The organism is Streptomyces sp. adm13(2018) (assembly GCF_008042145.1).
Taxonomy (GTDB): Bacteria; Actinomycetota; Actinomycetes; order Streptomycetales; family Streptomycetaceae; genus Streptomyces.
Map to the genome: position 1 here is coordinate 1,782,045 of NZ_RDBH01000129.1, position 23,413 is coordinate 1,805,457.

The window sequence follows — 23,413 nt, forward strand, 5'->3', positions numbered from 1 at the left end:
ACCCCACCGCCGTCCCCAAGGGAGCCTGACCGTGTTCACCGGAATCGTCGAYGAGCTGGGCGAGGTCACCGCCGTCGAGCAGCTGGAGGACGCCTCCCGCTTCCGTCTGCGCGGCCCCCTGGTCACGGAAGGCGCCCGGCACGGCGACTCCATCGCCGTCAACGGCGTCTGCCTCACGGTCGTCGAGACCGGCGACGGCGAGTTCACCGCCGACGTCATGGCCGAGACCCTCAAGCGGTCCAGCCTCGGCGCCCTGGAGACCGGCTCCCGCGTCAACCTGGAGCGGCCCATGGCCGTCGGCGGCCGCCTCGGCGGACACATCGTCCAGGGCCACGTGGACGGCACCGGCACGATCCTCGACCGCACCCCGTCCGAGCACTGGGAACTCGTCAAGGTCGGCCTGCCCGCCCACCTCTCCCGGTACGTCGTCGAGAAGGGCTCCATCACGGTCGACGGCGTCAGCCTCACCGTCGTCGAGGTCACCGACGACTGGTTCACCATCAGCCTCATCCCCACCACCCTCGATCTGACCACGCTCGGCATCAAGAAGAGCGGCGCCCCGGTCAACCTCGAAGTGGACGTCATCGCCAAGTACGTCGAGCGGCTGCTCGGCCCGAACGCCACGGAGGGCGACAAGTGAACTGGCTCAACTCCGAGGCCTTCAGCGCCTTCGGCCAGCACATCATGTGGTCCGACATGATCGGCAACACGATCGGCCTCATAGCCCTCGCGCTCGGCTGGCGCCGCTCCATCCTCACCTGGCCCGCCCAGCTGCTCTCCGGCCTGATCCTCGTCGGCGCCTACGCCTCCGCCCACCTCGCCGGCGGCGTCGGCAAGCAGCTCCTCGTCATCGGCGTCGCCGCCTGGGGCTGGTGGCAGTGGAACCGCGGCCGGCGGCAGGCCCAGGACGGCACCATCGCCGTCCGCTTCGCCACCTGGAAGGAGCGCGGCCTGCTCCTCGCCGGAGCGGTCCTCGGCACCCTCGCCGTCGGCGGCCTGTTCACCCTCTACCCGTCGCTCTCCTGGAGCCCGTGGGCCGACGCGTACATCTTCGTCGGCACCCTCGTCGCGATGGTCGCCCAGGCCCGCGGCCTGGTCGAGTTCTGGTTCGCCTGGCTCCTCGTCGACCTCGTCGGCGTCCCGCTCGCCTTCAACAGCGGCCTCGCCTTCTCCGGCCTGGTCTACGTCATCTACTTCGCCCTCGTCGTCTGGGGCATGCGCGACTGGTGGCTCCGGACGCGCACGACCTCCGCCACCGCTCTGGAAGGAGCCCGCGCATGAGCGCGCTGCCGATCTGGGACGCCACGGACCTGGCCCTCGACCCCGTCGAGCAGGCGATCCGCGACATCGCCGCCGGACGGCCCGTCGTCGTCGTCGACGACGAGGACCGTGAGAACGAGGGCGACCTCGTCATCGCCGCCGAGAAGGCCACCCCCGAGGTCATCGCCTTCATGATGAGCGAGTGCCGCGGCCTGATCTGCGCCCCCATGGAGCACGACGAGCTGGAGCGCCTCGAACTCCCGCAGATGGTCGAGCACAACACCGAGTCCATGCGCACGGCCTTCACGGTCTCCGTCGACGCGGCCCCCGCCCACGGCGTCACCACCGGCATCTCCGCCGCCGACCGCGCCACCACCCTGCGGATGCTGGCGAGCGGCCGCCACGAGCCCTCCGACTTCGTGCGCCCCGGCCACATCTTCCCGCTCCGCGCCAAGGAGGGCGGCGTCCTCGCCCGCAACGGCCACACCGAGGCCGCCGTCGACCTCGCCCGCCTCGCGGGCCTCCGCCCGGCCGGCGCCATCGTCGAGATCGCCGGCGAGGACGGCGTCATGCTGCGCCTCCCGGAGCTGGTCCCCTTCGCCCGCAAGCACGGCCTCACGATCATCTCCATCGAGGACCTGATCGCCTACCGGCGCTCCGCCGAGCCGACCGTCCGCCGCGAGGCCGAGGTCCACCTCCCCACCGCCCACGGCGACTTCACCGCCTACGGCTACCGCTCCACGGTGGACGGCGTCGAGCACGTCGCCCTCGTCCACGGCGACCTCGGCGCCGCCGACGGCGAGGACGTCCTGGTCCGGGTCCACTCCGAGTGCCTGACCGGCGACATCTTCCACTCGCTGCGCTGCGACTGCGGCCCCCAGCTGCAGGCCTCCATGGACCGCATCACCGAGGCCGGCCGGGGCGTCGTCGTCTACCTCCGGGGCCACGAGGGCCGCGGCATCGGCCTGCTGTCCAAGCTCCGCGCGTACGAACTCCAGGAGCAGGGCCGCGACACCCTCGACGCCAACCTCGAACTCGGACTCCCCGCCGACGCCCGCGACTACGCGGCCGGCGCCCAGATCCTCGTCGACCTCGGCGTCCGCAGCCTGCGCCTGATGACCAACAACCCCGACAAGATCGACGCCCTGACCCGGCACGGCCTCACGGTCAGGGGCCGCGAGCCCATGCCGGTCACGGCCGGCGAGCACAACCTCCGGTACCTGCGCACCAAGCGGGACCGGATGGGCCACGACCTGCCCTGGCTGGACGCCGCCCAGACGTCCACCTGCGGCAACCAGTAACACCCGCCCCACCTTCCACACGGTTCAAGGAGAGACATGAGCGGCAAGGGCGCACCCGTCCTCAGCGTGAAGAACTGCGGCGACCTGCGGGTCGCGGTCATCGCGGCGCAGTGGCACGAGAAGATCATGGACGGACTCGTCGACGGCGCCCTGCGCGCCCTGAGCGAGCTCGGCATCGACGAGCCGACCCTCCTGCGCGTCCCCGGCAGCTTCGAGCTCCCGGTCGTGGCGAAGGTCCTCGCCGGGCGCGGCTACGATGCCATCGTGGCGCTCGGCGTCGTCATCCGCGGCGGAACGCCGCACTTCGAGTACGTGTGCCAGGGCGTCACCCACGGCCTCACCCAGGTCTCGATCGACACCGGCGTACCCGTCGGATTCGGGGTCCTCACCGTCGACACCGAGGAGCAGGCGCTCGACCGGGCCGGCCTCGAGGGCTCCACCGAGGACAAGGGCCACGAAGCCGTCACCGCCGCCGTCGCCACCGCCACCACGCTGCGCACGGTCAGCGAACCCTGGCGCTAGGTAGCACGCCCCCACCCCGTACTCTTAGGACCATCATGGCGAACGGAACCCGCAAAACCTTCGAAGAGCTCTTCGCCGAGCTCAAGCTCAAGGCCGAGACCGGCGACCCGGCCACCTCCCGCACCGCGGAACTGGTGGACAAGGGCGTCCACGCCATCGGCAAGAAGGTCGTCGAGGAGGCCGCCGAGGTCTGGATGGCCGCCGAGTACGAGGGCACGGAAGCGGCCGCCGAGGAGATCTCGCAGCTGCTGTACCACGTCCAGGTGATGATGGTCGCCCGCGGGATCTCGCTCGACGACGTCTACGCCCACCTCTGAGCACAGCCGTCCCCCGGAGGCACGTCCTCCGGCGCACGGAACCGGACTCCCACACTCCCAGGCAAAGGAAGCTCACCCCATGCTGCGCATCGCCGTTCCCAACAAGGGTTCCCTCTCCGGACCTGCGTCGGCAATGCTCCATGAGGCCGGCTACCGCCAGCGCAAGGAGTCCAAGGAACTCGTCGTCATCGACCCCGACAACGAGGTCGAGTTCTTCTACCTGCGCCCGAAGGACATCGCGATCTACGTCGCCTCCGGGAAGCTGGACATCGGCATCACCGGCCGTGACCTGCTCCTGGACTCCGGCGCCAGCGCCGAGGAGATCCTCGCGCTGAACTTCGGCCGCTCCACCTTCCGCTACGCCACCCGCCCGGGCACGGCGAACGGCCCCGAGGACTTCGGCGGCATGACGATCGCCACCTCCTACGAGGGCATCGTCGCCAAGCACCTCGCGGACCAGGGCATCGACGCCTCCGTCGTGCACCTGGACGGCGCCGTGGAGACCGCGATCCAGCTGGGCGTCGCCCAGATCATCGCGGACGTCGTGGAGACCGGCACCAGCCTGCGCAACGCCGGCCTGGAGGTCATCGGCGAGCCGATCCTGACCTCCGAGGCCGTCGTGGTCCGCCGGCACGGCGCCACCGACGACAACCCGCAGGTCCAGCAGTTCATGCGGCGCCTCCAGGGCGTCCTCGTCGCCCGCTCGTACGTGATGATGGACTACGACTGCCGCGCCGAGCACCTGGAGCAGGCCGTCGCCCTCACCCCCGGCCTGGAGTCGCCGACCGTCTCCCCGCTGCACAACGAGGGCTGGGTCGCCGTCCGCGCGATGGTCCCCGCCAAGGAGGCGCAGCGGATCATGGACGACCTGTACGAGATCGGTGCCCGCGCCATCCTCACCACCGCCATCCACGCCTGCCGCCTCTGACGGCACCGACCGCCCGCACCGAAGGCCCCGAGGAACCCCCGATGTCCCCAGCAACGACGCCCGCCCTTCCGGTCACCTTCCGTCCCGGGCGCACCCGGGCGGTGCTGCTGACCCTGGGCGTCCTGGTGTTCGTCGTCGTCACCGCCGTCGCGCTGATGCTGGAACGGTTGGGACCGGGGGAGCGCCTCAGCTTCGTCTTCACCGCGGCGATCCTGCTCACGATCCTCGTCCTGCTGAGCCGCCCGAAGATCGTCGCCGACGACGAGGGCGTCACGGTCGTCAACATCACCCGTACCCGCCGGCTGGCCTGGGCCGAGATCCTCAAGGTCAACCTGCGGCCGGGTGACCCCTGGGTCTTCCTGGACCTGAGCGACGGCACCAGCCTGCCGGCCCTGGGCATCCAGCCCGGCATCGCCAAGGAGTCGGCCATCCGGGACGCCCGCGCGCTGCGGGCCCTGGCCGAGAACCACGGCACGGGCACGGAGCAGCCGAAGGCCTGACGGGCCGCCCCCGGCGGGGCGGACGGACGTGTTCCGTCCCCCATCCGGGGCCGACCCCCTGCCCCTCGCGGGCTCCGCGTGGCTACTCTGGAGGCGGTGGTGCCGAGCGGCACCACCGCCTCGCGTGTGCAGGGCCCCCGTACGGCGGCCCGCGAGGCATCCCCTTCGACCCGAGGAGTGACTCCCTCCAGCAATGGACGGATCGTCCGGTAGTACCTGCGCCGCCCCCTCCCAGGAGGCGGCGGCATGATCATCTCCCTTCTGCTGCTCTTCGCGGCCTTCGTCCTCATCCTCGCCAACGGATTCTTCGTGGCCGCCGAGTTCGGCCTCGTCACCGTCGAGCGCGCCGAGGCCGAGCGGGCCGCGGCGGACGGCGACCGGCGCGCCCGCACCGTCGTCACCGCCCTGCGCGAGCTGTCCTTCCAGCTCTCCGGCACCCAGCTGGGCATCACCATCACCTCCCTCGTCGTCGGCATGCTGGCCGAGCCCGCGCTCGCCGGCCTGTTGCACGGACCCCTCACCGCGACCGGACTGCCCGCCGGGGCCGTCTCCGGGATCGCGGTGGTGATCGGGATGCTGCTCGCCTCCGCCGTCCAGATGGTGGTGGGCGAGCTCGTCCCGAAGAACTGGGCGGTCTCCCGGCCGCTCCAGGTGGCCCGGTTCGTCGCCACCCCGCAGCGGGCCTTCTCCACCCTCTTCCGGCCGGTGATCTCCCTGCTCAACCGGGTCGCGAACCGGCTCGTCCGGCTCCTGGGCGTCGAGCCCACCGAGGAGCTGGACTCCGTCCGCACCCCCGGCGAACTGGTCTCCCTGGCCCGGCACTCCGCCCAGGCCGGTGCCCTCGAACAGGACACCGCCGACCTCTTCGTACGGACCCTGTCCCTCGGCGGTCTCACCGCCGAGCAGGTCATGACCCCGCGCGTGAAGGTGAACGCCCTCCAGTGGGACGCCACCGCGGCCGACGTCCTCAACCTCACCCGCGCCACCGGCCTCTCGCGCTTCCCCGTCTACCGGGACCGCATCGACGAGGTCGTCGGCATGGTGCACCTCAAGGACGCGCTCGCCGTCGCGCCGCACGCCCGGCTGCGGACCCCCGTCGGCCGGATCGCGGTCCCGCCGCTCCTGGTCCCCGAGTCGCTGCCCGCCCAGACCCTGCTGGAGCGGCTGCGCCGGGAGCAGCCCATCGCGGTCGTCGTCGACGAGTACGGCGGCACGGCCGGCGTCGTCACCCTGGAGGACATCGTGGAGGAGCTCGTCGGCGAGGTCCGCGACGAGCACGACACGGTCGCCGACTGGCGGCCCGAGCTGGCCGCCGCACCCGCCGAGGACGGCCGGCCCGCCTGGGACGCCGACGGCTCCTGCCGGGTCCACACCCTGCGCCGGATAGGCCTGGACGTGCCCGACGGGCCGTACGAGACCGTCGCCGGGCTCGTCGCCGACCTCCTGGGGCGGATCCCCGCCCCGGGCGACCGCGCCGAGCTTCCCGGCTGGTCCCTCTCGGTCCGTGAGGTCGACCGCTACCGCGCCGAGCGCGTACGGATCCTCCGGACGGACCCGGTGGCCGAGCCGGCGCCCGTACCCGCCGCCGGACGGGCGGCCGCCCGTCCGGCGGAAGCAGGCCCGGTGCCCCTCCCGGTGGCTGCGGAGGCGGTCCGATGAGTACCCTTCCGCTGCTCTTCGCCGTCCTCCTCGTGCTGGCCAACGGCTTCTTCGTCGGGGCCGAGTTCGCGCTCGTCTCCGTCCGCCGCAGCCAGATCGAGCCCCTCGGCGGCGCCCGCGCCAAGCAGGTCCTGCACGGACTGGAGAACCTGCCGCAGATGATGGCGGCCGCGCAGTTCGGCATCACCGTCTGCTCCCTCACGCTCGGAGCCGTCGCCGAGCCGACCGTGGCCCGCCTCCTGGAACCCGTCTTCCACGCGGTCGGCGTCCCGGAGGCGCTGGTCCACCCCCTCGGCTACGTGATCGCCCTCGCCGCGGTCGTCGTCCTCCACCTCGTCATCGGCGAGATGGTCCCGAAGAACCTGGCGATGGCCGCGCCCGAGCGGACCGCGCTCTGGCTGGCCCCCGGCCTGGTCGGCTTCGCCCGGCTCTGCCGGCCCGTGACGGCCGCGCTCGGCGCCTGCGCCCGGCTGGTCCTGCGGGCGTTCAAGGTGGAGCCCAAGGACGAGGTGGAGGCGGTCTTCACCAGCGTCCAGCTCGGCCGCCTCGTCGAGGACGCCGGCCAGGCCGGTCTGCTCGACCCGGCCGAGCAGGAGCGCCTGGAGGACGCCCTCGTACTGGGCACCCGCCCGGTCTCGGACGTCCTCATCGCCTCGGCCTCCCTGGTCACCGTCGCGCCGACGGTCACCCCGCGGGAGATCGAGGAGCTGACCGTCCGGACCGGCTACTCGCGCTTCCCGGTCCGCGCCGCGGAGGGCTCCGCCTTCATGGGCTTCGTGCACGTGAAGGACGTCCTCGACGTGGACGAACGGGAGCGGGCGGTCCCGCAGCGGCTGTGGCGCCCGATGGCCACGGTCCGCGCCGAACTGCCCCTCGACGACGCCCTCACCGTGATGCGCCGCGCCGCGACCCATCTGGCCCAGGTCGCGGACGGCTCGGGCCGGGTGCTCGGCCTGGTCGCCCTGGAGGACGTCCTGGAGACGCTGGTGGGCGAGGTCCGCGACCCCGCCCACCGGCTGAGGCCGACGCCGGCGGGCGCCGGGGTCTGAACGGGCGCCCCGGCCGAACGGAACGGCACCGGTGGGTCGGGGCGCGGGATGCCGCGCCCCGACCCACCGATCGTCTAGTACCCCGGTGGTTCCTGCTGGGGGCCGCGGTCGACCGGGCCGCGGCCCGACAGGACCTCCCCGTACGCCTGCATCAGGTCGCCCAGCCGCAGGGTCGCCAGATCCTCCCGGGTCGGGGTGGTGGCGTAGCCGGAGAGCCGGAGATCGCGGTAGGCGCAGGACTTCTCGTACAGGGTGCGCAGGAAGCGGCCGTTGCCCAGTTCGTCGATCCAGCCCTGATCGACGACGTGTCCGCTGATCGAGCGCAGTTCGTCGCGGGCCTCGTCGTCCCAGCCGTCGCCGTTGGCCGCGGCGAGGACCTCGCCTATGGCGGTGAGCTCCAGCGGGCGGTACGAGGGGAAGTCGACCCGGGTGGTGAAGCGGGAGGAGAGCCCGGGGTTGGTGGTGAGCAGCCGGTCCATGCCCTCGGGGTAGCCGGCCAGGATGACCACGAGGTGGTCGCGGTTGTCCTCGGCCCGCTTGAGGAGGACCTGGAGGGCCTCGTCGCCGTAGGCGTCGCCCTTGCTGTAGCCGGTGTTGGAGAGCGCGTACGCCTCGTCCACGAAGAGCACCCCGCCGACGGCCGAGTCGATCAGCTCGTTCGCCTTGACCGCGGTCTGCCCGAGGAACTCGCCGACGAGGTCGGCCCGCTGGGCCTCCACGAGGTGGTCGCCGCCGAGCAGCCCGAGGGCGTAGAACACCCGGCCCAGGATTCGGGCGACCGTGGTCTTCCCGGTGCCGGAGGGGCCGGAGAAGACGAAGTGGCGCTTGGGCGGCTGGACCGGCAGACCCTGCCGCGCGCGGAGCCGCGCCATCTCCAGCTGCGCCGACAAGGCCTTGACCTGCCGCTTCACCGGTTCCAGGCCGACCATGCCCTCCAGCTCGGCGAGTGCCTCCGCGAGCAGGACGGGATCGGTGGGGCCCTCGGGGAAGCGCGGCGGCACCGGCTGGGACGGCAGCCCGGCCTTCTGCCGTACGGTCTCCGGCGGTTTGGCCGGCGCCGCCGGTGGTACGGGGTCGGGCGCGAGCCGCACCCCGTCGCCCAGCGGCCCGGCCGCCTCGGGCTCGGTGCCCGGCGCGGTGTCGGAGACGTCCTGCCCGAGACCGCCGCCGGCGGCGGTGCCCAGGGCGACCGCCGCGAGCCCGGCCGGGTCGTCGAGTCCTTCGTACCCCTCGAAGCCGTCGTACTCGGCGATCGCCGCGAGCCGGGCGGCCGTGTCCATGAACGCGGGGTCGATGCGGTGCACGGCCCGGTAGAGCGGCAGGGCGGCGGCGCTGCGCCCGGTGCCCTCGTGGGCGCGGGCCAGCCAGTAGCGCAGCTCCTTGCGCTGGGGCTGCTCGCTGCGGCAGCGCATCAGCGCGGCCGACAGCAGCGGCTCGGCCTGCCCGTACATCTCCAGGCGCACCCGGGCCATGCCGCCGAAGAGCCCGGCCTCGATCCCGAGCAGCGGGTCGTCGACGAGCGTCTCGGTGTGCCGGACCAGCTGGTCCCAGTCCTTGACGAGATAGGCCCGGCAGGCGTGCAGGAAGCGCACCTGCGGGTCGGTGTCGACCGGCGGAAGGCCGGCCAGGGCCCGGTCGAGCTCCGGTACGTGGCGCCCGTCGAGCCAGTGGGAGGCGTGCGCGAGCAGCAGGTCGCGGGGGCTCTCCAGGACGGGCTGCACCCACCAGCCCAGCCAGTACCAGGAGTTCAGCGGGCGCCGGTACCGGGTCCGCTGCTCGCCGAAGCGGTCGCGGTTGCGGTACATGCGCAGCAGCGCGGTCGTCGTGTCGGCCCGGAGCGCGTGCAGCCCGAGCCAGGCGTCCGCCATCCCGGGGTCGAGCCTTACCGCCGTCCGGAACTCGTCCTCCGCCTGCGGATACGCGCCCATCGTGTAGGCGTCGATTCCGCGCAGCCAGGCGAGCTCGGCCGGGGCCTGCGCGCCCTGCGTGCCGATGTCCATCGGGTCCCCCACAACCGTCTTCGCATGGACGGGATTTGACCGCACCTGGGGGCATCGTACCTGCGCAGGGGGTGTGCGCTTAAGGAGAAGCGCATGATCCGGAAGCGGTGACCCTGGGTGAGCGGAAGGGCTCGACGGGGGCTTCGGAGAGGGGAGTTAGGGGCAGAACGAAGCCCCCGATCACGGGGGAACAACCGGGGGCCTCGCGTCCGCGGCGGCTTCGAAAAGCCGCACATTCAGAACGTAAGACCTGTACGCCCCCCGGGTCAAGCGGAGTTGAGGCACTTGCGGAAGTGGACTTCCACCCCCTCAGTTCACGGACATGACGCCGTCACGGTGAGTGATGATATGGTCCGCGCCCGCTGTCACACCCGGCCCGGGGAGCCATTCGTACCCCTCGTCGCACTCCTGTACCAGGGTGTCGGCGAAGGGCCGGGAGGGGTCCCCGGCGAAATGGCGAGTCTCCGCCACGGTCCATCCGTCCCAGAAGGACGCCTGCTCCGGCCCGTCCCGATGGCGGCCCCGCACCCAGGACTCCTCGGGACCGCGCTCCATCCACAGCAGCCACGCGAGGAACGGCCGCACCGCCGCCCGGCCCGCTCCGACGCCCTCGACGAGGAGGACCGGGGCCGCCGGCAGCTCGCGCGCCCCGCCGAACCGGCGCCGGTGCCAGTCGTAGGGGCGGTACGAGGCGTGCTCCCCGCGCGCGAGGGGGTCGAGGACCTGCTCCCGCAGCCGTCCGGTCCACTCGAAGAGCTCCTCGTGCGTGGCGAGGTCGTCGAGGTGGAGGACGGGTGCGTCGCCGAGGGCGGCCGAGAGCCGGGCGGCGAGGGTGGACTTGCCCGAGCCCGCGTGACCGTCGACCGCGACCAGCCGGACCGGTCCGCAGGAGGGCGGCAGCCGGAGCAGCGCGTGGGCGGCGCGGTCGAGGTCGTTCATGGGGTCAGGGTAGGGGAGGGGGGACCTTCGCAGGTCAGGGAGGTACCGCCGTCAGTGGCGGAGACCAATATTGGTACGGCGACGCGGGGCGAAGTGCTGGCGGAGGCGCACCGGAAGCCGCGATAGTGGGGCGCGCCGGGGAGCCGCCCCACCGGGGCTTCCGGCGCCCGTAAGCCGTACGCCCGTGCCCGCGGGCCGGTGTGTCGGTTCGGCCGACCCGCGGGTCCGTACCCCGACAGGTCCGCCCGCCGGTCTCCTGCATCTCTCCGCCTACTCGCATGGCTCGTCCGCAGGTTCGTACGCCCACCGTTCTCGACTGGGGGTCACCGCCCATGACCAGTTCCACCCCGCGCAGAACCGTTCTCGCAGCGGCCCTCGCCGCCGCCGGAACGACCGCGGCCGCTCCCACCGCGGCCGCCGTTCCCGAACACACCGCAGGCGGCCGGCCCGGCGCGTCCGGCGTGGCCGGGCGGGACGACGACCCCGGGCCGGGTCTCGTCGACAACCGCTTCTGGTCCTCGTACACGGACTGGAGGTGCGGCGGCACGGCCGGTACGAAGGCGGTCGCGGGCCGCCGTCCGGGTCTGGTCCTCGCCCACCCGGCGGGGCGCACCGACTACACCGATCCGCACACCGGGCGGACCTCGGCCTGGGAGTACGCGAGCTGGACCTCCCCGGAGCACACCCCGGCCGTGCCCGCCACGGAGGTCATCGCCTCCTGGAACGCCCTTACCCCGCCCGGGACCTGGCTCCAGGTCGAGCTGTCCGGCACCTACACCGACGCGACCGCCACGCCCTGGTACGTGCTGGGGCGCTGGGCCTCCGGCGACGGCGACATCAAGCGGACCTCGGTCGACGACCAGACCGACGGCCGGAGCACGGTCTGGACCGACACCCTCGCGATCGACGACGCGACGAGCGGGCTCCGGTTCGCCGCGTACCGGCTCCGCCTGACGCTGTACCGCGTCCCGGGCAGCGGCTTCACGCCCACGGTGTGGCGGCTCGGCGCGATGGCCTCGGACGTCCCGGACCGCTTCACCGTGCCGGCCTCCGCGCCGGGCGCGGCACACGAGCTGACCGTGCCGCGCTACTCGCAGAACACCCACGTCGGGCAGTACCCCGAGTACGACAACGGCGGCGAGGCGTGGTGCAGCCCGACCTCCTCGCAGATGATCGTCGAGTACTGGGGCCGCGGGCCGTCGGCCGAGGAGCTGGCCTGGGTGAACCCGGACTTCGCCGACCCGCAGGTCTGCCACGCGGCCCGTCACACCTTCGACCACCAGTACGAGGGCTGCGGCAACTGGCCCTTCAACACGGCGTACGCGGCCACGTACCCCGACATGAACGCCGTGGTGACCCGACTGCGCTCGCTCACCGAGCTGGAGAGCCTGATCCGGGCGGGCGTCCCGGCCATCACGTCCCAGTCGTTCCGCCAGGAGGAACTGACCGGCGCCGGCTACGGCACCTCCGGCCACCTGATGACCGTCATCGGCTTCACGCCGGAAGGCGACATCATCGCCAACGACCCGGCGTCCCCCAGCAACGAGGCCGTCCGCCGGGTCTACCGGCGGCGCGAGTGGGAGAACATCTGGCTCCGTACGAAGCGCTACGACGCAAACGGCAAGGTCAGAGGCGGTACGGGGGGTGTCTGCTACATCTTCTGGCCGGTCAAGTCAGCACCAAGTCAGCACCGCGCGCTGCAGGCGCTCGGCCTGGTGTGAGCATGTGCGGTCCCACGGCCGTCTCGACGACCTGACGGCAGCGCTCCTGGCCGTCCTGCGTGAGGTGGCCGTACCGGTCCACCGTGACCTTGATCGAACGATGTCCGAGCCAGCGAGACACCTCGTGAATGGATACTCCGTTGGTCAGGGCCACGGTGGTCCATTTGTGCCGCAAGTCGTGCGGGTTGTATTCAGGAAGCTCGAGCCGCTTGATGGCGCGGTCCCATGACTTACGCAGAAGATCGGGATACGGCATTCCGCCGCTCGCATTACGGATCGGAAGTCGGTCGATGAAGGGCTCAAGCGAAGCAGGCACGGGTATGTCGCGCCACTCGCCTTCTTTCCGGTGCTTCAACGGGGCGTATTTCGGCGTGTACTTTCCGGAGGCGTCCTTGTAGCGAATCACCTGCCGTCGGATTCGCAGGGTGCCGTCGCGCATGTCTTCCGGGAAGACTCCCAGGGATTCCCCTATACGAAGTCCGCAACACGTCATGAGCCATACCGCCGGAGACAGGCGAGGTCCGATCTCCTTGGCGATGGCGGTTATCTCGTCGAAGCTGGGAAGTTTCCTGTCGTCGACAGGAATGACAGGGTTCTCCAGCTTCTCGGCATGCGTCATGGGATTCACGGGAATCCGCCTGTGGCGCACAGCGTGGGAGAACAGCGCCGAGAGGGCTATGTGTCGGGACTCGATGGTGTTGAGGGCCGCCCCGTCCCGGCGCCAGCGTGCGTACAGGCCCTCGATGTCCGCCGCGGTGACCTGCGAGATCATCTTGCTCCCCAGGTGGGGGACCACGTGGAGGCGGACGATGCGCTCGTACGACTCGAGGGTGCCGGCGGAAGCGGTCTTCTTCGCGAGCCAGTCGTCCGCGTACCGGCGGAGCGACACCTTGCCGGCGTCGGGGTCGACGTAGATGTTCTCGCGCTTGTCGCCTTCCATCTTGGTGGCGAAGTCGACCGCGTCCTTCTTCCGGGCGAACGACTTCTCCCGCTGACGCCCGGTGCGTCCGCCCGGCTCCCGGTAGCGGACGGTCCACCGCTTGCCCGACGCGACAGAACCGTTATCGATGATTTGAGCCAACCTGTTCACCCATCTCTGCTCACACGGCTGATGGCCGTGTTTTTCGGTGTGGGTGGTGTTGTAGTCGATGTTTCCGGCCGCGCCAAATGCCTGGGCACGTGAAGATTAGACGACCCGTGTCTCCGCGGTCCGTAGGAGCGCGATGCTGCCCACGCGCCGGCGCCCTTCAACCGCTCGGAAGTCGTCCGGGCATGGCCCGCCGAGATCGAGGCGAGGTTCCTACATGTGTTCTCACCGAGCTGGACGGGCAATATTTGTCCCCGTCTCATTGAAGGTGAACCACGCCGAGGCCGTGACCGGCGATAGGCCGCCTTGAGCGAGACGTGATGCGGTCCGGCCCCCCGGTACCTCAGTGAGCCTTTTCCAACCTCACGTGAGGCGTAGTGAAGGACGAGGACGGCCTTCACGAAGTCGGTGCTCCGGTTGGTGCCGCAGCGAAGCTTCCGCAGGAGGCGCCAGCCTTCAAGACGGCCATGGCCTGCTCGCCGACGCCCCGGATCTTGGCGTGGCTGTTGTTGCGCCGTCGCTTCCAGCGCTTGAGCCGACGGCCCCGGAAGGGGACTCGGATGTGCCGCCCGGCGCCTTGGTACGCCTTGTCCGCCCAGCATCTTCAGTCCCGCGGCGGCGAGTGCGTCGATGATCCCGCGCTAGCGGGCAGCGGTCAGGTCTTGGGTGGGCCCGGGCAAGCCCACAGTAGTCGGCCGAATGTGAGGACCTGAACGTTCATGCCGTGCCGTTTGTGTTTGCCCGAGTAGTACGGGGTTTCGACGGTGATCTTGCCGATAGGCAGCAGTGTGCCGTCCAGGATGACGCACGCCTTGGCTGTGGTGGTCTTCATGTCCTCGGCCAGTGGCGGGGCGCGGGCGGCCAGGACCTCGATGGCCTCACGCCGGACCGCGCCCGCGACCTGACCGTCGCTTCGAGATACCCAACTGCCCAGTGGCGCGCTGACAGAGACAGGATGTAACCTCCTCTCCAATTCAGAGATGAGGAGTTGTCGTGGCGACGCGGGTTGACTTTAATTTCGGTGACGACGGAAGCCAGGAGAGCGTCGTGATCTCCTCCGACCAGCTCGCCCGAGTGGTGCGCGCCGCACTGCAAGACAAGGTGCTGCTGCCGGAGCAGGCCGCGCCTCATGACCTGTGGCGGGACATCGCAGTCGTGACCAGACTGCTGGAGGGCCTGGAGGATTGGCGGGAGAGGGCCATCGTGGCGGTCGACGAAAGCGGCACCGTGGACCGGAGCGCCCTCGGCATCGCCGCGAGCATGGGCGCGGCAAAGCTGTACGACCTGCTGGAACGGCACGGCCGGCCACGCAATCAAACACGGCTGACCCAGGTGGAGGTGCTGGAGAGCCGGGTGACCGGCGAGGACGGAGAGTGGGACTCGGCCCGCGTCGTCGCCACCATGAACAGCTACGGCTGGGAGATCGACGACAAGCGGGCCCGCGCACTACTGCGGGCGCTGTCCGAGCAGGAGGTGCTGGAAAAAATTCCGAACCGAGGCGGACGCGCCGTCTACCAGGTCGTCAGCCCTCGGGACTGGCTGTACTGCCTGGACCCGGAGCGCGACACGATCGAGAACGGCCCCTCCACCCCAGCGCGGGTCGCGAGGCTGGCGCGCGAAGACTCCGGTCCGACCGAGTGGTGGCTCGGGAAACCGCTGAAGCGGATGAGGGACGGCGACCGGCTGTGGATCTACTTCGGCGGGGTCGAAGGAAAGATCGCGGCGATGGCGCATGTGAAGTCGTCGCCGCGACCGGCGCCGATCGGTTCGCAAAAGCCGTACGAGTTCGACGCCGAACTGGACCGGAAGGCGACTACGGCTCTGTCCAAGTCGCCAGTACGTCTTGAGGAGATGGATCAGAGGCACCCGCAGGCATGCGGGGAGATGCGGGCGGCGGACGTGAAACTGGCCGAAGCGCGTGCCAACCTCTGACCGCCCTTCCCGCTGGGCGCGCACCGCATCGCCGCGAGTGCTCAGCTCTTGAGGGCTTGCTCGATCCGCTCGAAGTTCTCAGGGCTGAAGTTGCCCCGGCTGATCTGCACGCTCCGGTTTTGTTTCGGGGTCACCACATTCGGATACGACGCCAGCTCCGGCACGGCGATCTTCCAGGTGGCCGCGATGCGCCCGAGGACGATCACCGCGTCACGGGACATGGCGCGGCGCACCAGGTAGAAGGCGAAGGACTGGGAGGGCAGTGTGTACGGGATCGGCCGCCACGATTGCGAATGGTAGCCGTGGAACTGGACGGCAAGGATCTGCCGGGCGAGTTCGTCGTGACTGTGCCCCTGCTTCGTCAGGCCGTTCAGGGTCCGGGACCACCACCGGAGTCCGGGATGGTCCTTGTCATGGTGCGTCAGGAAGTGGTTGGGGGTCCCGCCGGCGTTCGCGATGTGTTGCAGGGTTCGCTCGGTCACGCCGGGCCGGGCGTAGGCGGCCGGGTCTGCGTCGCTCACGCCTGGGTTGGCCAGCAGCATGACCAGGGGCGCGTCGTGGAGGCCGATGAACGGTTCCGGCGGGAGTGTCAGGTTGAGCTGGTACGGCGCGTGTGAGGGGTGGACTTGGGTGTCGGCGAGGGCTTGCAAGTGCGGCAGGTCTTCGGGGACCGCGTACGGTGCGTTCCTGGTCGTGCGGGTCCACGGATTGAGCACCTGATCCCCCGCTATCCGCGTCGTCATGGCATGCAAGCCTACGAGCATCCTGCGAGCGGACCGTCACAGTGCCAGCCAGCCATCGGCGCAGGGAGCCCTTCCCATCTTGATCAGGTGGCGAGTTCGAGGGCAACGACGGCACGGACAGCGGCTGTGATCCGGGTGGTGCTGCAGCGGAGTTTCCGCAGGAGCCGCCAAGACTTGAGGATGGCCATGGCGCGTTCGCCGAGGCTGCGGATCTTGGCGTGATCGCGATTGTGGCGTCGGCGCCAGTCGCGCAGGTGCTTGCCACGGATCGGTACACGGACCGCAGGGCCGGCGCCCTGGTACGCCTTGTCGGCCCAGCACTTGATGTCGTCTGCGGCGAGGGCGGCGGGTATGCCGTGGTTCGGGCCGCGGTCAGGTCGTGTGTGGCTCCCGGCAGTGCGTCCGAGGCCCAGATCAGGCGTCCGGCGGGATCGGCGAGGACTTGCACGTGCATCCCGTGGTGCTTCTTCTTCCCGGAGTAGTACGGCTGGTCGGCGGCGATACGGTCGATTGGTAGCACGGTGCCGTCGAGGATCACGTACGCCTTCTGCCGGACGGTCATCATGGCCTGCTCCAGCGTGGGCGCGAGGGCGGCCAGCAGGTCGACGGCCTCGCGTACGTAGCGGCAGGCCGCGGCGATCCCGATGCGGAAGCCCGCGGCAAGGCGAGCGTAGGTGTCGCCGCAGCGGGTGGGCCAGGACGAGCAGCGCCTGCCGGCCGCAGGTCAGGCGACGCCAGCGTGAACCTATCCGAAGACGGTGACCTGCGAGAAGACTGGAGAGATGCCCCAGAGTGCGGCTGGACAGATCCATGCCGGACGGGTAGACAAGCACGCGAAAGCTCCTGGCGGACTGGTGATCTTGATCGTGAACCCGTCTACCAGGAGCTTTCTTCGTGCCCACCGCCGGGGCTGCCAGCCCAGCCACCCCTGAGGTTGGAAGAGGTTCAGTCAGTCCGAGGTTTGTGGACCCTGCGCCGCTTCGCGCTCAGCCGCGAACTCGTCGAGGAGCTCGAACAGGACTCTGATCGCACGCTGCTCGTCCTCAGGCGGAAGGTTCCAGACGTCGTCCCAGCCGTCCGGGAAGGTGATGTGGAGGACTTGGCCAGGCCAGGCGTGGCTGCAGTCACGTCCCCGACGGGCGATGAGCCAGTCGTGCCAGCCGGTGAGTCCGTGACCACCGTGCCGCAGCGCATGCTGGTCATAGCCGGTCAGGAACGCGGTCAGCATGTGGAAGGAGGGCTTGCCGACGAACATGCCGGGACGTTGGCCGACGCTGGCGAAGTACTCGCGCTCGGTCATCTCCGCGAGGGGACTCATGTGTCCGACCCCTCGTGATCATCGGTGTCGTCGTCCGGAGCTGGACGAAGCCTCCGGCGGGCCGCGTCCAGACGTTCGGTGTAGTCCGCCGCGAAGATCCCGGGCAGCGACTTGTCGAGTGTTCCGGCGATGCGATGAAGGGGCGCCCAGACCGCAGCATCGTCGACGAGACGGCTGAGGTCCGTCATCTGCACCTGCTCCAGCCAGTCCGACAGGACCAGCGCCTCATCCGGGGTGAGCTTGATGATGATCTCCGGATTCTCCACCGCTCGAACATAGTCCGTAGACCGGGTGTTGTCAGAGGCGCCTGGCACAGTGCCGCCGTGGACATCGATTCATTCTGGGCGCTCATCGAAGAGTGCCGGCGGCAGGCGCGGGGACAGGACGAACGGCTTGCGTGGCTGCGTCGCGAACTGTCGCGAAGGTCGCCGGCAGAGGTCGTGCAGTTCCAGGTGCGCTTGGACGAGGTGACGCACGAAGCGTTCACGTGGGACCTGTGGGCAGCCGCGGACCGGATCTTCGGCGGCTGGTGTTCGGACGACGGGTTCTGCTATTTCGGCCTGTGGATGGTGAGTCTCGGCCGGGAATCGTTCTCCCAAGCGGTGGTAAACCCCGATGCCCTGGCCGACACTCCGGAGGTCCAGCGCCTGGTGGGCCGTCCGCGGGAGATGTGGGACGACGACTGGCCGGATTGGGAGCCGCTCGACTATGTCGCCATGGAGGCGTACGGGATCCTGACCGGCGTCGACGACGAGTGCGGCGAAGCGTTCTACGAGGCCGTCGACGCCGAGCAGAGCGACGAAGAGGGAAGCTCCGGGCCGCTTGGTGAGCGGTGGGACGTGCGCTGCGAGGACGAGGCAGCGCGCAGACTGCCGAGACTGAGCACGATGTTTCCCCTGCGATCACTCACTCAGAAGGGCAGCTCGTCGGCTTCGGGGAGCGGGGAGTAACCGCATGCCCATTGCCCGGGGACGGTCGCGTAGATCGCCTCGAGGTCGGCGGCTGTCCTTCCCCGAACGTGCAGCCAGCTGTGGTCACCCTGCCCGTCCAACCGCAGGAGCTTTCCAGGTGCAGAGAACCAGCGCACGGGTGCCTCCTCGACCCCTGTCCACATCGGGTAGTCGGGCAGCTCGGCGTGCGTGAACAGCCGCGGTACCTCATGGATCAGCTCCGGGGGCAGCTCACACGCGTTGTAGAGCCGGTCGTCGCTGAACAGCGTCTCGCTGAGGACAAGTTCGACCCAGGCGAGGGAGATCCGCTCCAGGAAGGGGATCCAGCCGTCCCGCGACTGCACGAACACCGGCGGATCGTCCTGATCGAGGTCTCGAAGACGAACACCCCAGAAGGCACATCCTTGGTTCTCGCTACGGAAGACCAGCACTCCTCCGAACTCGTCGTGCACGAAGAGCTCGGAGGGTGGCAGCAGCGGATCCTGGTTACCCGTGAGGTCGTGCCGTGTCGCACCGAGAAGCGAGTAGCCCTCGCGCAGCGCCACTGGCAAGCGGAAACCGAGGGCTGCCTCGGCCTGCTCCAACTCCGCTCCTTGGGTGCCGGAGTCGTCACCCAGCGACGCCGACCAAGCTGCAGCGAAGTCTCGGACGAAGTCCCAGGCCTGCCGTCTGTCGCGTATCCCGCCACGCAGAGCCTGAGCTACGTCCAAAGAGCCGAACATGTTGCTGAACTCGCCTTCCTCGTCGTCGTGATCGCTGTTGTATTGCGTTTCCGGACGCAGACCCGGACGTCATTGACCTGACGGTAGGACGGTGCGCTCCCCGGCGAGGAAGTGCCGGACATCGGATGCGAGGCATGACATCTGCTCGCCGGCCTCCAGCCACGTGGTGACCGAAGTGCTCCAGTCGCCCGCCGCGCTCCGCCAGGGGCGAATGGTCCAGGTCAGGCCGATGTATCCGCCGGAGCGGAAGACGGCCGAGACAGCGAGGTCGCGGTCCATGGTGTGCCAGGTCCGTTCGCCATCCCAGCCCCGGTAGCCCGCTGCCAGCTCCTCCAGGAACGTGGTGAGGTCGTTGTCCCAGGTCCAGGCGACCACCTCGTTGACACGGGCGGTCAGACCGGGCGCCCAGGCTTCGACGGCGTAGTGGACGGAGTCCTGGTCGAAGCTGAACCGGTCGCAGAACGTCACGCCCACGGACGAGTTGTCCTGGCAGCGGATGGTCACGCAGGGCTTGCCGTCGATGTCGCCGTCCGGGGATGTCATGCACGGAACGCTAGGTCAGCGCAGCCTCGACCGTCATCCGGTTTCGTGGCCGGTGCCGTGCAACAGGGCTTCGGCGATTGCGCGGACGCGGTCGCGCGTGATGCCGGTGCGCTGTTCGACAGCGAGCGGGTGCTCGGTCGGTTCGAGTTCGACCAGGGGCCGCTCGCCGATTGGGCGGGTGTGGACGTTGGTCTTGAGGTTGATGGTGCTGGGGGCGTAGATCGGCAGCTCGGTGGTGAGCCAGCCGAAGTACGGCTGCTCCGACTCGCGCCCGGGCGTGTCCCACAGGTCGGCCGCCCGGGAGAAGTTCTCTCGGCTGAGGGAGACCCAGACACCCCAGGAGAAGACTTCGTCGCTGCCGATGACCGGTATCTCGATCAGACCCTTGACGAAGTAGTGCTGCGCCTTGATGACGCACTGGTCCGAGGAGAGCAGGCAGTCGGGGGCGTCGGCGAAACTCGGGTCCCAGACGTAGGGGGCGTCGGCGGAGTAGTTCATCGGCAGCTCGCCGTGGTGGCTGCCGCAGCACGTGCAGGTGAATCCGAGATCGCTGGTCATGGCGGGAGCCTAGCGATGCACTCGGACAGTCACACTCTGCAGCCAAGACGCACGCCGGGGCGGCGCTGGCCAGCCGACTGGGGTGGGAAGGCACAGGGGCCGCGAGCGGAGGCGTTCATCACAGCGCGATGATCTCTTGATCACCTTGTGCTCTGGAATCACGTGCCTCGCTGCTGTCACTTGGTGCGGTGAACGGCCCTGGGGCAAGGAATCGATGACCGATGTAAGAGGTGGAAGGAAGCGCACGAGTAGGAGGCGAGGAAGGCTGGAAAACGATGGTGCGAGGGCGGGCGGGGTGGTCCGGAGGGGGCGTTCGGCGTCGGTACCCTGGAGCGCATGTCTACTGCTCCGGTTCGCGTTCGTTTCGCCCCGTCTCCGACCGGCATGTTCCATGTCGGTGGTGCACGGTCCGCTCTCTACAACTGGGCGGTTGCGCGACAGTCCGGCGGCACGTTCGTGCTGCGGATCGAGGACACCGACGCGGCCCGGAACAAGCCGGAGTGGATCGACGGGATCATCAACGCGCTCGCGGCGATCGGCATCCACGGCGAGGACGCGGCCTTCGAGGGGCCTTACTTCCAGTCGCACAACGCCGACCGCCACCGGGAAGCGGCCCAGCAGCTCTTCGCGGCCGGGCGTGCGTACTACTGCGACTGCACCCGGGAGCAGCTGAAGGAGCGAACGGGCTCGGATCACCTCGGGTACGACGGGTTCTGTCGGGACCGGGGGCTTGCCTTCGAGGAAGGCCGGGCGCTGCGGTTCCGGACGCCGGACGAGGGCGAGACCGTCGTGGTCGACCTCATTCGCGGGGAGCCGGCGTTCCCGAACAGCGCGATCGAGGACTTCGTGATCGCTCGCGGTGATGGGTCCCCGGTCTTCCTGATCGCGAACGTGGTCGACGACCTGGACGAGGGCATCACACAGGTCATCCGGGGCGAGGAGCATCTGTCGAACACGCCGAAGCAGCAGCTGCTGTGGGAGGCGCTCGGCTCGAAGCCGCCGGTGTGGGCCCACCTGCCGGTGATCGTGAACGAGAAGCGCCAGAAGCTCTCGAAGCGCCGCGACAAGGTCGCGCTGGAGGACTACCTCGCCGAGGGCTTCCTCCCCGAGGCGATGGTGAACTACCTCATGCTTCTCGGCTGGGGTCCCGGCGACGACCGGGAGATCATGCCGCACGAGGAGCTGGAGCAGCTCTTCCGGATCGAGGACGTCAACACCGCGCCGGCCTTCTTCGACGTGAAGAAGCTGACGGCGTTCAACGGCGACTACATCCGCGCCCTGGCGCCGGAGCAGTTCGCCGCCGCCTGCGCCCCGTGGCTCGTCGCCCCGTACGCGCCGTGGCAGCCGGAGGCGTTCGACAAGGACGTGCTCGAGACTGTGGCTCCGCTGGCCCAGACGCGGATCGCGCTGCTGTCGGAGATCACCAGCTACGTGGACTTCCTGTTCCTCGACGAGCCGGTCGAGGACGAGGCGTCGTGGAACAAGGCGATGAAGGCGGGCGCCGGCGACATCCTGTCGGACGTCCGCACCGAGCTGGCCACCGTCGCGGACTGGAAGGCGGACGACCTCAAGGCCGTCCTCCTCGCCGTCGGCGAGAAGCACGGCCTCAAGCTGGGCAAGGCCCAGGCACCCATTCGGGTCGCGGTCACCGGCCGGACGATCGGACTTCCGCTGTTCGAGTCCATGGAGCTGCTCGGCCGGGACCGCGTGCTCGCCCGTCTGGACGCCGCAGCCAAGAAGCTGGCCGCTCAGGCGTAGCCGCTGGTCAGGCGACCTTCGCGAGGAGGTCGCCCCAGGCGTTGCCGAAGTAGTTCAGATCGAACCTGGCCAGGGCCTCGTACGCGGCCTTGGTCTCGGTCTGGCGCGCCGTCGCGCGCTCCCGGACCTGCGCCGGCAGGCGGCCGAGGTCCGGGGTCGGCTGGCCGGTCAGCGCGGCGAGGTCGCCCAGGCCGGCCACCGGGCGGATGAGGCAGGGCAGGCCGAGCAGTAGGGCCTCGGCCGCGCAGCGGCTCCAGCCCTCCCGCATCTGGGGGACGAAAACACCGACGTCACAGGCGCACAGCAGCCGCAGGTACCGCTCGCGCTCCACGTCGTAGTGCGCGCCGTTGAAGCCGATGGTGTTGCTGCCGCTGGTGATCACCCGCAGCCCGGGAGCGTCCGCCAGCGCTGTCGAGACCTTCTCGATGCCCTTCCAGTGCACGGCCTTGCCTGCGTAGACGCCGATCACGTCCGAGGGCAGTCCGAACTCCGCACGGCACTCGGCTCGGTCGAAGCCACGTGCTCGCTCGACCTCTGTCATGTCGAAGGCGTTGTAGATCACCCGTACGTCGCGGACGCCTCGGGCCCGGAGGAAGTCCGCCCAGTACGGGGCGACGCACACCACGGCGGCGCACTGCGGCAGCACCCGAAACAGGTGCTCCCAGAGCATGGCCTCCACCGGGGCGGAGTCGTGCTGCAGCGGCTCGTAGTGGTGCAGGAGGAACACCGTGCGGGCCCGCATCTCGCGGGTAAAGAGCAGCAGACTCAGGTCGTCCCACACGAAGGTTCCGCTGGCGTTGTCCAGCGCCCGGACCGTGGGGGCCAGGCGGGCGAGGTGGCGGAGCTTGCGCCAGCGGCGGACGCGGTAGGTGCGCTTGTGGTCCGGGACCGTGCGCCACTCCACGTCGTCGGCCGTCGCCTCGTGGAGCATCCGCAGGTAGACCCGGCCGCCGGTTCGGCCGACCGGCTCCATCGAGTAGACGACCCGCTTCACGGACGTACCTCCTGTTGTAGTTGGACGTACTCGGCGTGGAGCAGCGCGTGCATGGCCTCCAGCTGGGGGCTGAGGCCACGGGCGGCTTCGGCGAGCGGGAGGTAGAAGTCCTCCAGGCTCTGGAGGAAGCGTCGGCGCCGGTCGAGGTTGGGCGAGGCGGCGAGATCGTGCAGGTTGTGGAGGCGATCGGCGAGCCGGACGAGGAGGTCCTCGGGTGGGAGCGCGGCCTGCTTGAAGCGCCAGCGGGTCTCGTCGCCGACGGCCTTGGGGCGCTGTTCGAGGCGGTGGTCGGCCGTCATCGCCCGCAGGCGACCGGTGAACGGGGCGCCGACGTGCTGGATGAGCAGCGCCTCCGATTCGGGGGCGACCTCCAGGGCGTCGTGGAGGAGGGCGAGGAGCAGGGTCTCGGCGTGGCTGACCCTGATCTCGGTGCGCAGGAGCGTGACGACGGCCAGCGGGTGTTCCAGGTACGGGGTGCCCTGGTCGCGGGTGCGGCCGTCGTACACCGTGAGCGCGAGGGCGCCGGCGACGCGGGCGCGGGACTGCTCGTCCGTGCCCCAGGCGGCGGCGCCGAGCGCGGTCAGGACGTGGTCCAGGTCGATGGGGTTCATC

At 70.0% G+C, this 23,413-nt stretch carries 24 protein-coding genes and 2 pseudogenes; 13 read left to right on the plus strand and 13 right to left on the minus strand.

Annotation, left to right across the window (positions count from 1 at the left end):
- Positions 1-31 precede the first annotated feature (31 nt).
- The 9 genes from EAO70_RS24965 to EAO70_RS25005 all read left to right on the plus strand — a co-directional run bounded on the left by EAO70_RS24965 (position 32) and on the right by EAO70_RS25005 (position 7,536).
- Entirely contained in the window at positions 32-640 is a 609-nt protein-coding gene (locus EAO70_RS24965) for a riboflavin synthase (protein ID WP_148005000.1), read from the plus strand.
- Positions 641-684: 44 nt separating this feature from the next.
- Positions 685-1,281 (plus strand): nicotinamide riboside transporter PnuC, encoded by a 597-nt coding sequence (locus EAO70_RS24970; RefSeq protein WP_148005341.1) that lies wholly within the window; start codon positions 685-687, stop codon positions 1,279-1,281.
- Positions 1,278-2,561 carry a bifunctional 3,4-dihydroxy-2-butanone-4-phosphate synthase/GTP cyclohydrolase II gene (locus EAO70_RS24975; RefSeq protein ID WP_148005001.1) on the plus strand — a complete coding sequence of 428 codons (1,284 nt, stop codon included), beginning with the start codon at positions 1,278-1,280 and terminating at the stop codon, positions 2,559-2,561. Before EAO70_RS24970 ends, EAO70_RS24975 begins: the two co-directional genes overlap by 4 nt.
- A gap of 36 nt (positions 2,562-2,597) precedes the next feature.
- Positions 2,598-3,083, plus strand: coding sequence for a 6,7-dimethyl-8-ribityllumazine synthase (gene ribH / locus EAO70_RS24980; protein ID WP_015032243.1), 486 nt, complete (start codon positions 2,598-2,600; stop codon positions 3,081-3,083).
- 35 nt (positions 3,084-3,118) lie between these two features.
- The gene (locus tag EAO70_RS24985; protein ID WP_148005002.1) at positions 3,119-3,400 is read left to right on the plus strand and encodes a phosphoribosyl-ATP diphosphatase; all 282 of its coding nucleotides are present in this window, start codon (positions 3,119-3,121) and stop codon (positions 3,398-3,400) included.
- 79 nt (positions 3,401-3,479) lie between these two features.
- Positions 3,480-4,328, plus strand: a complete 849-nt coding sequence (gene hisG / locus EAO70_RS24990) for an ATP phosphoribosyltransferase (RefSeq protein ID WP_073919056.1) — start codon at positions 3,480-3,482, stop codon at positions 4,326-4,328.
- 41 nt (positions 4,329-4,369) lie between these two features.
- The gene (locus EAO70_RS24995; RefSeq protein WP_148005003.1) at positions 4,370-4,828 is read left to right on the plus strand and encodes a PH domain-containing protein; all 459 of its coding nucleotides are present in this window, start codon (positions 4,370-4,372) and stop codon (positions 4,826-4,828) included.
- A 246-nt stretch (positions 4,829-5,074) separates the two neighbouring features.
- Positions 5,075-6,487 carry a hemolysin family protein gene (locus tag EAO70_RS25000; protein ID WP_148005004.1) on the plus strand — a complete coding sequence of 471 codons (1,413 nt, stop codon included), beginning with the start codon at positions 5,075-5,077 and terminating at the stop codon, positions 6,485-6,487.
- Entirely contained in the window at positions 6,484-7,536 is a 1,053-nt protein-coding gene (locus tag EAO70_RS25005; RefSeq protein ID WP_148005005.1) for a hemolysin family protein, read from the plus strand. The genes EAO70_RS25000 and EAO70_RS25005 overlap by 4 nt, the downstream gene beginning before the upstream one ends.
- Positions 7,537-7,610: 74 nt before the next feature.
- On the opposite strand, the gene EAO70_RS25010 is transcribed toward EAO70_RS25005, so the two are convergent.
- The gene (locus EAO70_RS25010; protein ID WP_148005006.1) at positions 7,611-9,536 is read right to left on the minus strand and encodes an AAA family ATPase; all 1,926 of its coding nucleotides are present in this window, start codon (positions 9,534-9,536) and stop codon (positions 7,611-7,613) included.
- Positions 9,537-9,845: 309 nt separating this feature from the next.
- Positions 9,846-10,475 (minus strand): uridine kinase, encoded by a 630-nt coding sequence (locus EAO70_RS25015; RefSeq protein ID WP_148005007.1) that lies wholly within the window; start codon positions 10,473-10,475, stop codon positions 9,846-9,848.
- A gap of 332 nt (positions 10,476-10,807) precedes the next feature.
- On the opposite strand from EAO70_RS25015, the gene EAO70_RS25020 reads away from it, so the two are divergent.
- Positions 10,808-12,196: a peptidase C39 family protein gene (locus EAO70_RS25020; RefSeq protein WP_148005008.1), complete on the plus strand. Its 1,389-nt coding sequence runs from the start codon at positions 10,808-10,810 to the stop codon at positions 12,194-12,196.
- Here EAO70_RS25020 and EAO70_RS25025 read toward each other — a convergent pair.
- Positions 12,144-13,277, minus strand: coding sequence for a tyrosine-type recombinase/integrase (locus EAO70_RS25025; protein ID WP_187284010.1), 1,134 nt, complete (start codon positions 13,275-13,277; stop codon positions 12,144-12,146). The genes EAO70_RS25020 and EAO70_RS25025 overlap by 53 nt on opposite strands.
- Before the next feature lie 368 nt (positions 13,278-13,645).
- Positions 13,646-14,163: pseudogene (locus tag EAO70_RS25030) on the minus strand (transposase family protein); the annotation flags it as partial.
- A gap of 167 nt (positions 14,164-14,330) precedes the next feature.
- Here EAO70_RS25030 and EAO70_RS25035 point away from each other — a divergent pair.
- Positions 14,331-15,215 (plus strand): hypothetical protein, encoded by an 885-nt coding sequence (locus tag EAO70_RS25035; RefSeq protein WP_261993013.1) that lies wholly within the window; start codon positions 14,331-14,333, stop codon positions 15,213-15,215.
- Positions 15,216-15,256: 41 nt separating this feature from the next.
- Here EAO70_RS25035 and EAO70_RS25040 read toward each other — a convergent pair whose 3' ends face one another.
- From EAO70_RS25040 to EAO70_RS25055, 4 genes and pseudogenes are all read right to left on the minus strand, one after another.
- Positions 15,257-15,958 carry a hypothetical protein gene (locus EAO70_RS25040; protein ID WP_261993014.1) on the minus strand — a complete coding sequence of 234 codons (702 nt, stop codon included), beginning with the start codon at positions 15,956-15,958 and terminating at the stop codon, positions 15,257-15,259.
- An 83-nt stretch (positions 15,959-16,041) separates the two neighbouring features.
- Positions 16,042-16,791: pseudogene (locus tag EAO70_RS25045) on the minus strand (transposase family protein).
- A gap of 116 nt (positions 16,792-16,907) precedes the next feature.
- Entirely contained in the window at positions 16,908-17,258 is a 351-nt protein-coding gene (locus tag EAO70_RS25050) for a hypothetical protein (protein ID WP_261993015.1), read from the minus strand.
- 14 nt (positions 17,259-17,272) lie between these two features.
- Positions 17,273-17,542, minus strand: a complete 270-nt coding sequence (locus tag EAO70_RS25055) for a hypothetical protein (protein WP_148005013.1) — start codon at positions 17,540-17,542, stop codon at positions 17,273-17,275.
- Between the two features lie 57 nt (positions 17,543-17,599).
- Here EAO70_RS25055 and EAO70_RS25060 point away from each other — a divergent pair, with 57 nt between their 5' ends.
- Positions 17,600-18,226, plus strand: coding sequence for a DUF4240 domain-containing protein (locus tag EAO70_RS25060; RefSeq protein ID WP_148005014.1), 627 nt, complete (start codon positions 17,600-17,602; stop codon positions 18,224-18,226).
- On the opposite strand, the gene EAO70_RS25065 is transcribed toward EAO70_RS25060, so the two are convergent.
- From EAO70_RS25065 to EAO70_RS25075, 3 genes are all read right to left on the minus strand, one after another.
- Positions 18,187-18,810, minus strand: coding sequence for an SMI1/KNR4 family protein (locus EAO70_RS25065; protein WP_261993016.1), 624 nt, complete (start codon positions 18,808-18,810; stop codon positions 18,187-18,189). The two genes, EAO70_RS25060 and EAO70_RS25065, sit on opposite strands and share 40 nt — an antisense overlap.
- Positions 18,811-19,017: 207 nt before the next feature.
- Positions 19,018-19,491: a DUF6228 family protein gene (locus EAO70_RS25070; protein WP_187284011.1), complete on the minus strand. Its 474-nt coding sequence runs from the start codon at positions 19,489-19,491 to the stop codon at positions 19,018-19,020.
- A gap of 33 nt (positions 19,492-19,524) precedes the next feature.
- Positions 19,525-19,989 carry a DUF2199 domain-containing protein gene (locus tag EAO70_RS25075; protein ID WP_261993053.1) on the minus strand — a complete coding sequence of 155 codons (465 nt, stop codon included), beginning with the start codon at positions 19,987-19,989 and terminating at the stop codon, positions 19,525-19,527.
- 444 nt (positions 19,990-20,433) lie between these two features.
- Between EAO70_RS25075 and gltX the strand changes: the two genes are divergently transcribed.
- Positions 20,434-21,807: a glutamate--tRNA ligase gene (gene gltX, locus EAO70_RS25080; RefSeq protein ID WP_261993054.1), complete on the plus strand. Its 1,374-nt coding sequence runs from the start codon at positions 20,434-20,436 to the stop codon at positions 21,805-21,807.
- 7 nt (positions 21,808-21,814) lie between these two features.
- On the opposite strand, the gene EAO70_RS25085 is transcribed toward gltX, so the two are convergent.
- Together EAO70_RS25085 and EAO70_RS25090 are read right to left on the minus strand one after the other, a co-directional pair.
- Entirely contained in the window at positions 21,815-22,801 is a 987-nt protein-coding gene (locus EAO70_RS25085; protein WP_148005018.1) for a glycosyltransferase, read from the minus strand.
- Positions 22,798-23,412, minus strand: a complete 615-nt coding sequence (locus EAO70_RS25090; RefSeq protein WP_148005019.1) for an HD domain-containing protein — start codon at positions 23,410-23,412, stop codon at positions 22,798-22,800. Before EAO70_RS25090 ends, EAO70_RS25085 begins: the two co-directional genes overlap by 4 nt.
- Position 23,413 lies beyond the last annotated feature (1 nt).

Excerpts from the sequence above, each read along its gene's own strand:
- hisG (WP_073919056.1), top strand. The coding sequence starts at position 3,480 with ATGCTGCGCATCGCCGTTCCCAACAAGGGTTCCCTCTCCGGACCTGCG.
- EAO70_RS25050 (WP_261993015.1), bottom strand. The coding sequence starts at position 17,258 with ATGACCGAGCGCGAGTACTTCGCCAGCGTCGGCCAACGTCCCGGCATG.
- EAO70_RS25005 (WP_148005005.1), top strand. The coding sequence starts at position 6,484 with ATGAGTACCCTTCCGCTGCTCTTCGCCGTCCTCCTCGTGCTGGCCAAC.
- EAO70_RS25090 (WP_148005019.1), bottom strand. The coding sequence starts at position 23,412 with ATGAACCCCATCGACCTGGACCACGTCCTGACCGCGCTCGGCGCCGCC.
- EAO70_RS25040 (WP_261993014.1), bottom strand. The coding sequence starts at position 15,958 with ATGACGACGCGGATAGCGGGGGATCAGGTGCTCAATCCGTGGACCCGC.
- EAO70_RS25020 (WP_148005008.1), top strand. The coding sequence starts at position 10,808 with ATGACCAGTTCCACCCCGCGCAGAACCGTTCTCGCAGCGGCCCTCGCC.
- EAO70_RS24985 (WP_148005002.1), top strand. The coding sequence starts at position 3,119 with ATGGCGAACGGAACCCGCAAAACCTTCGAAGAGCTCTTCGCCGAGCTC.
- EAO70_RS24970 (WP_148005341.1), top strand. The coding sequence starts at position 685 with ATGTGGTCCGACATGATCGGCAACACGATCGGCCTCATAGCCCTCGCG.
- EAO70_RS25070 (WP_187284011.1), bottom strand. The coding sequence starts at position 19,491 with ATGACATCCCCGGACGGCGACATCGACGGCAAGCCCTGCGTGACCATC.
- EAO70_RS25075 (WP_261993053.1), bottom strand. The coding sequence starts at position 19,989 with ATGAACTACTCCGCCGACGCCCCCTACGTCTGGGACCCGAGTTTCGCC.
- EAO70_RS24995 (WP_148005003.1), top strand. The coding sequence starts at position 4,370 with ATGTCCCCAGCAACGACGCCCGCCCTTCCGGTCACCTTCCGTCCCGGG.
- EAO70_RS24975 (WP_148005001.1), top strand. The coding sequence starts at position 1,278 with ATGAGCGCGCTGCCGATCTGGGACGCCACGGACCTGGCCCTCGACCCC.
- EAO70_RS25000 (WP_148005004.1), top strand. The coding sequence starts at position 5,075 with ATGATCATCTCCCTTCTGCTGCTCTTCGCGGCCTTCGTCCTCATCCTC.
- EAO70_RS25010 (WP_148005006.1), bottom strand. The coding sequence starts at position 9,536 with ATGGACATCGGCACGCAGGGCGCGCAGGCCCCGGCCGAGCTCGCCTGG.
- gltX (WP_261993054.1), top strand. The coding sequence starts at position 20,434 with ATGTTCCATGTCGGTGGTGCACGGTCCGCTCTCTACAACTGGGCGGTT.
- ribH (WP_015032243.1), top strand. The coding sequence starts at position 2,598 with ATGAGCGGCAAGGGCGCACCCGTCCTCAGCGTGAAGAACTGCGGCGAC.
- EAO70_RS25015 (WP_148005007.1), bottom strand. The coding sequence starts at position 10,475 with ATGAACGACCTCGACCGCGCCGCCCACGCGCTGCTCCGGCTGCCGCCC.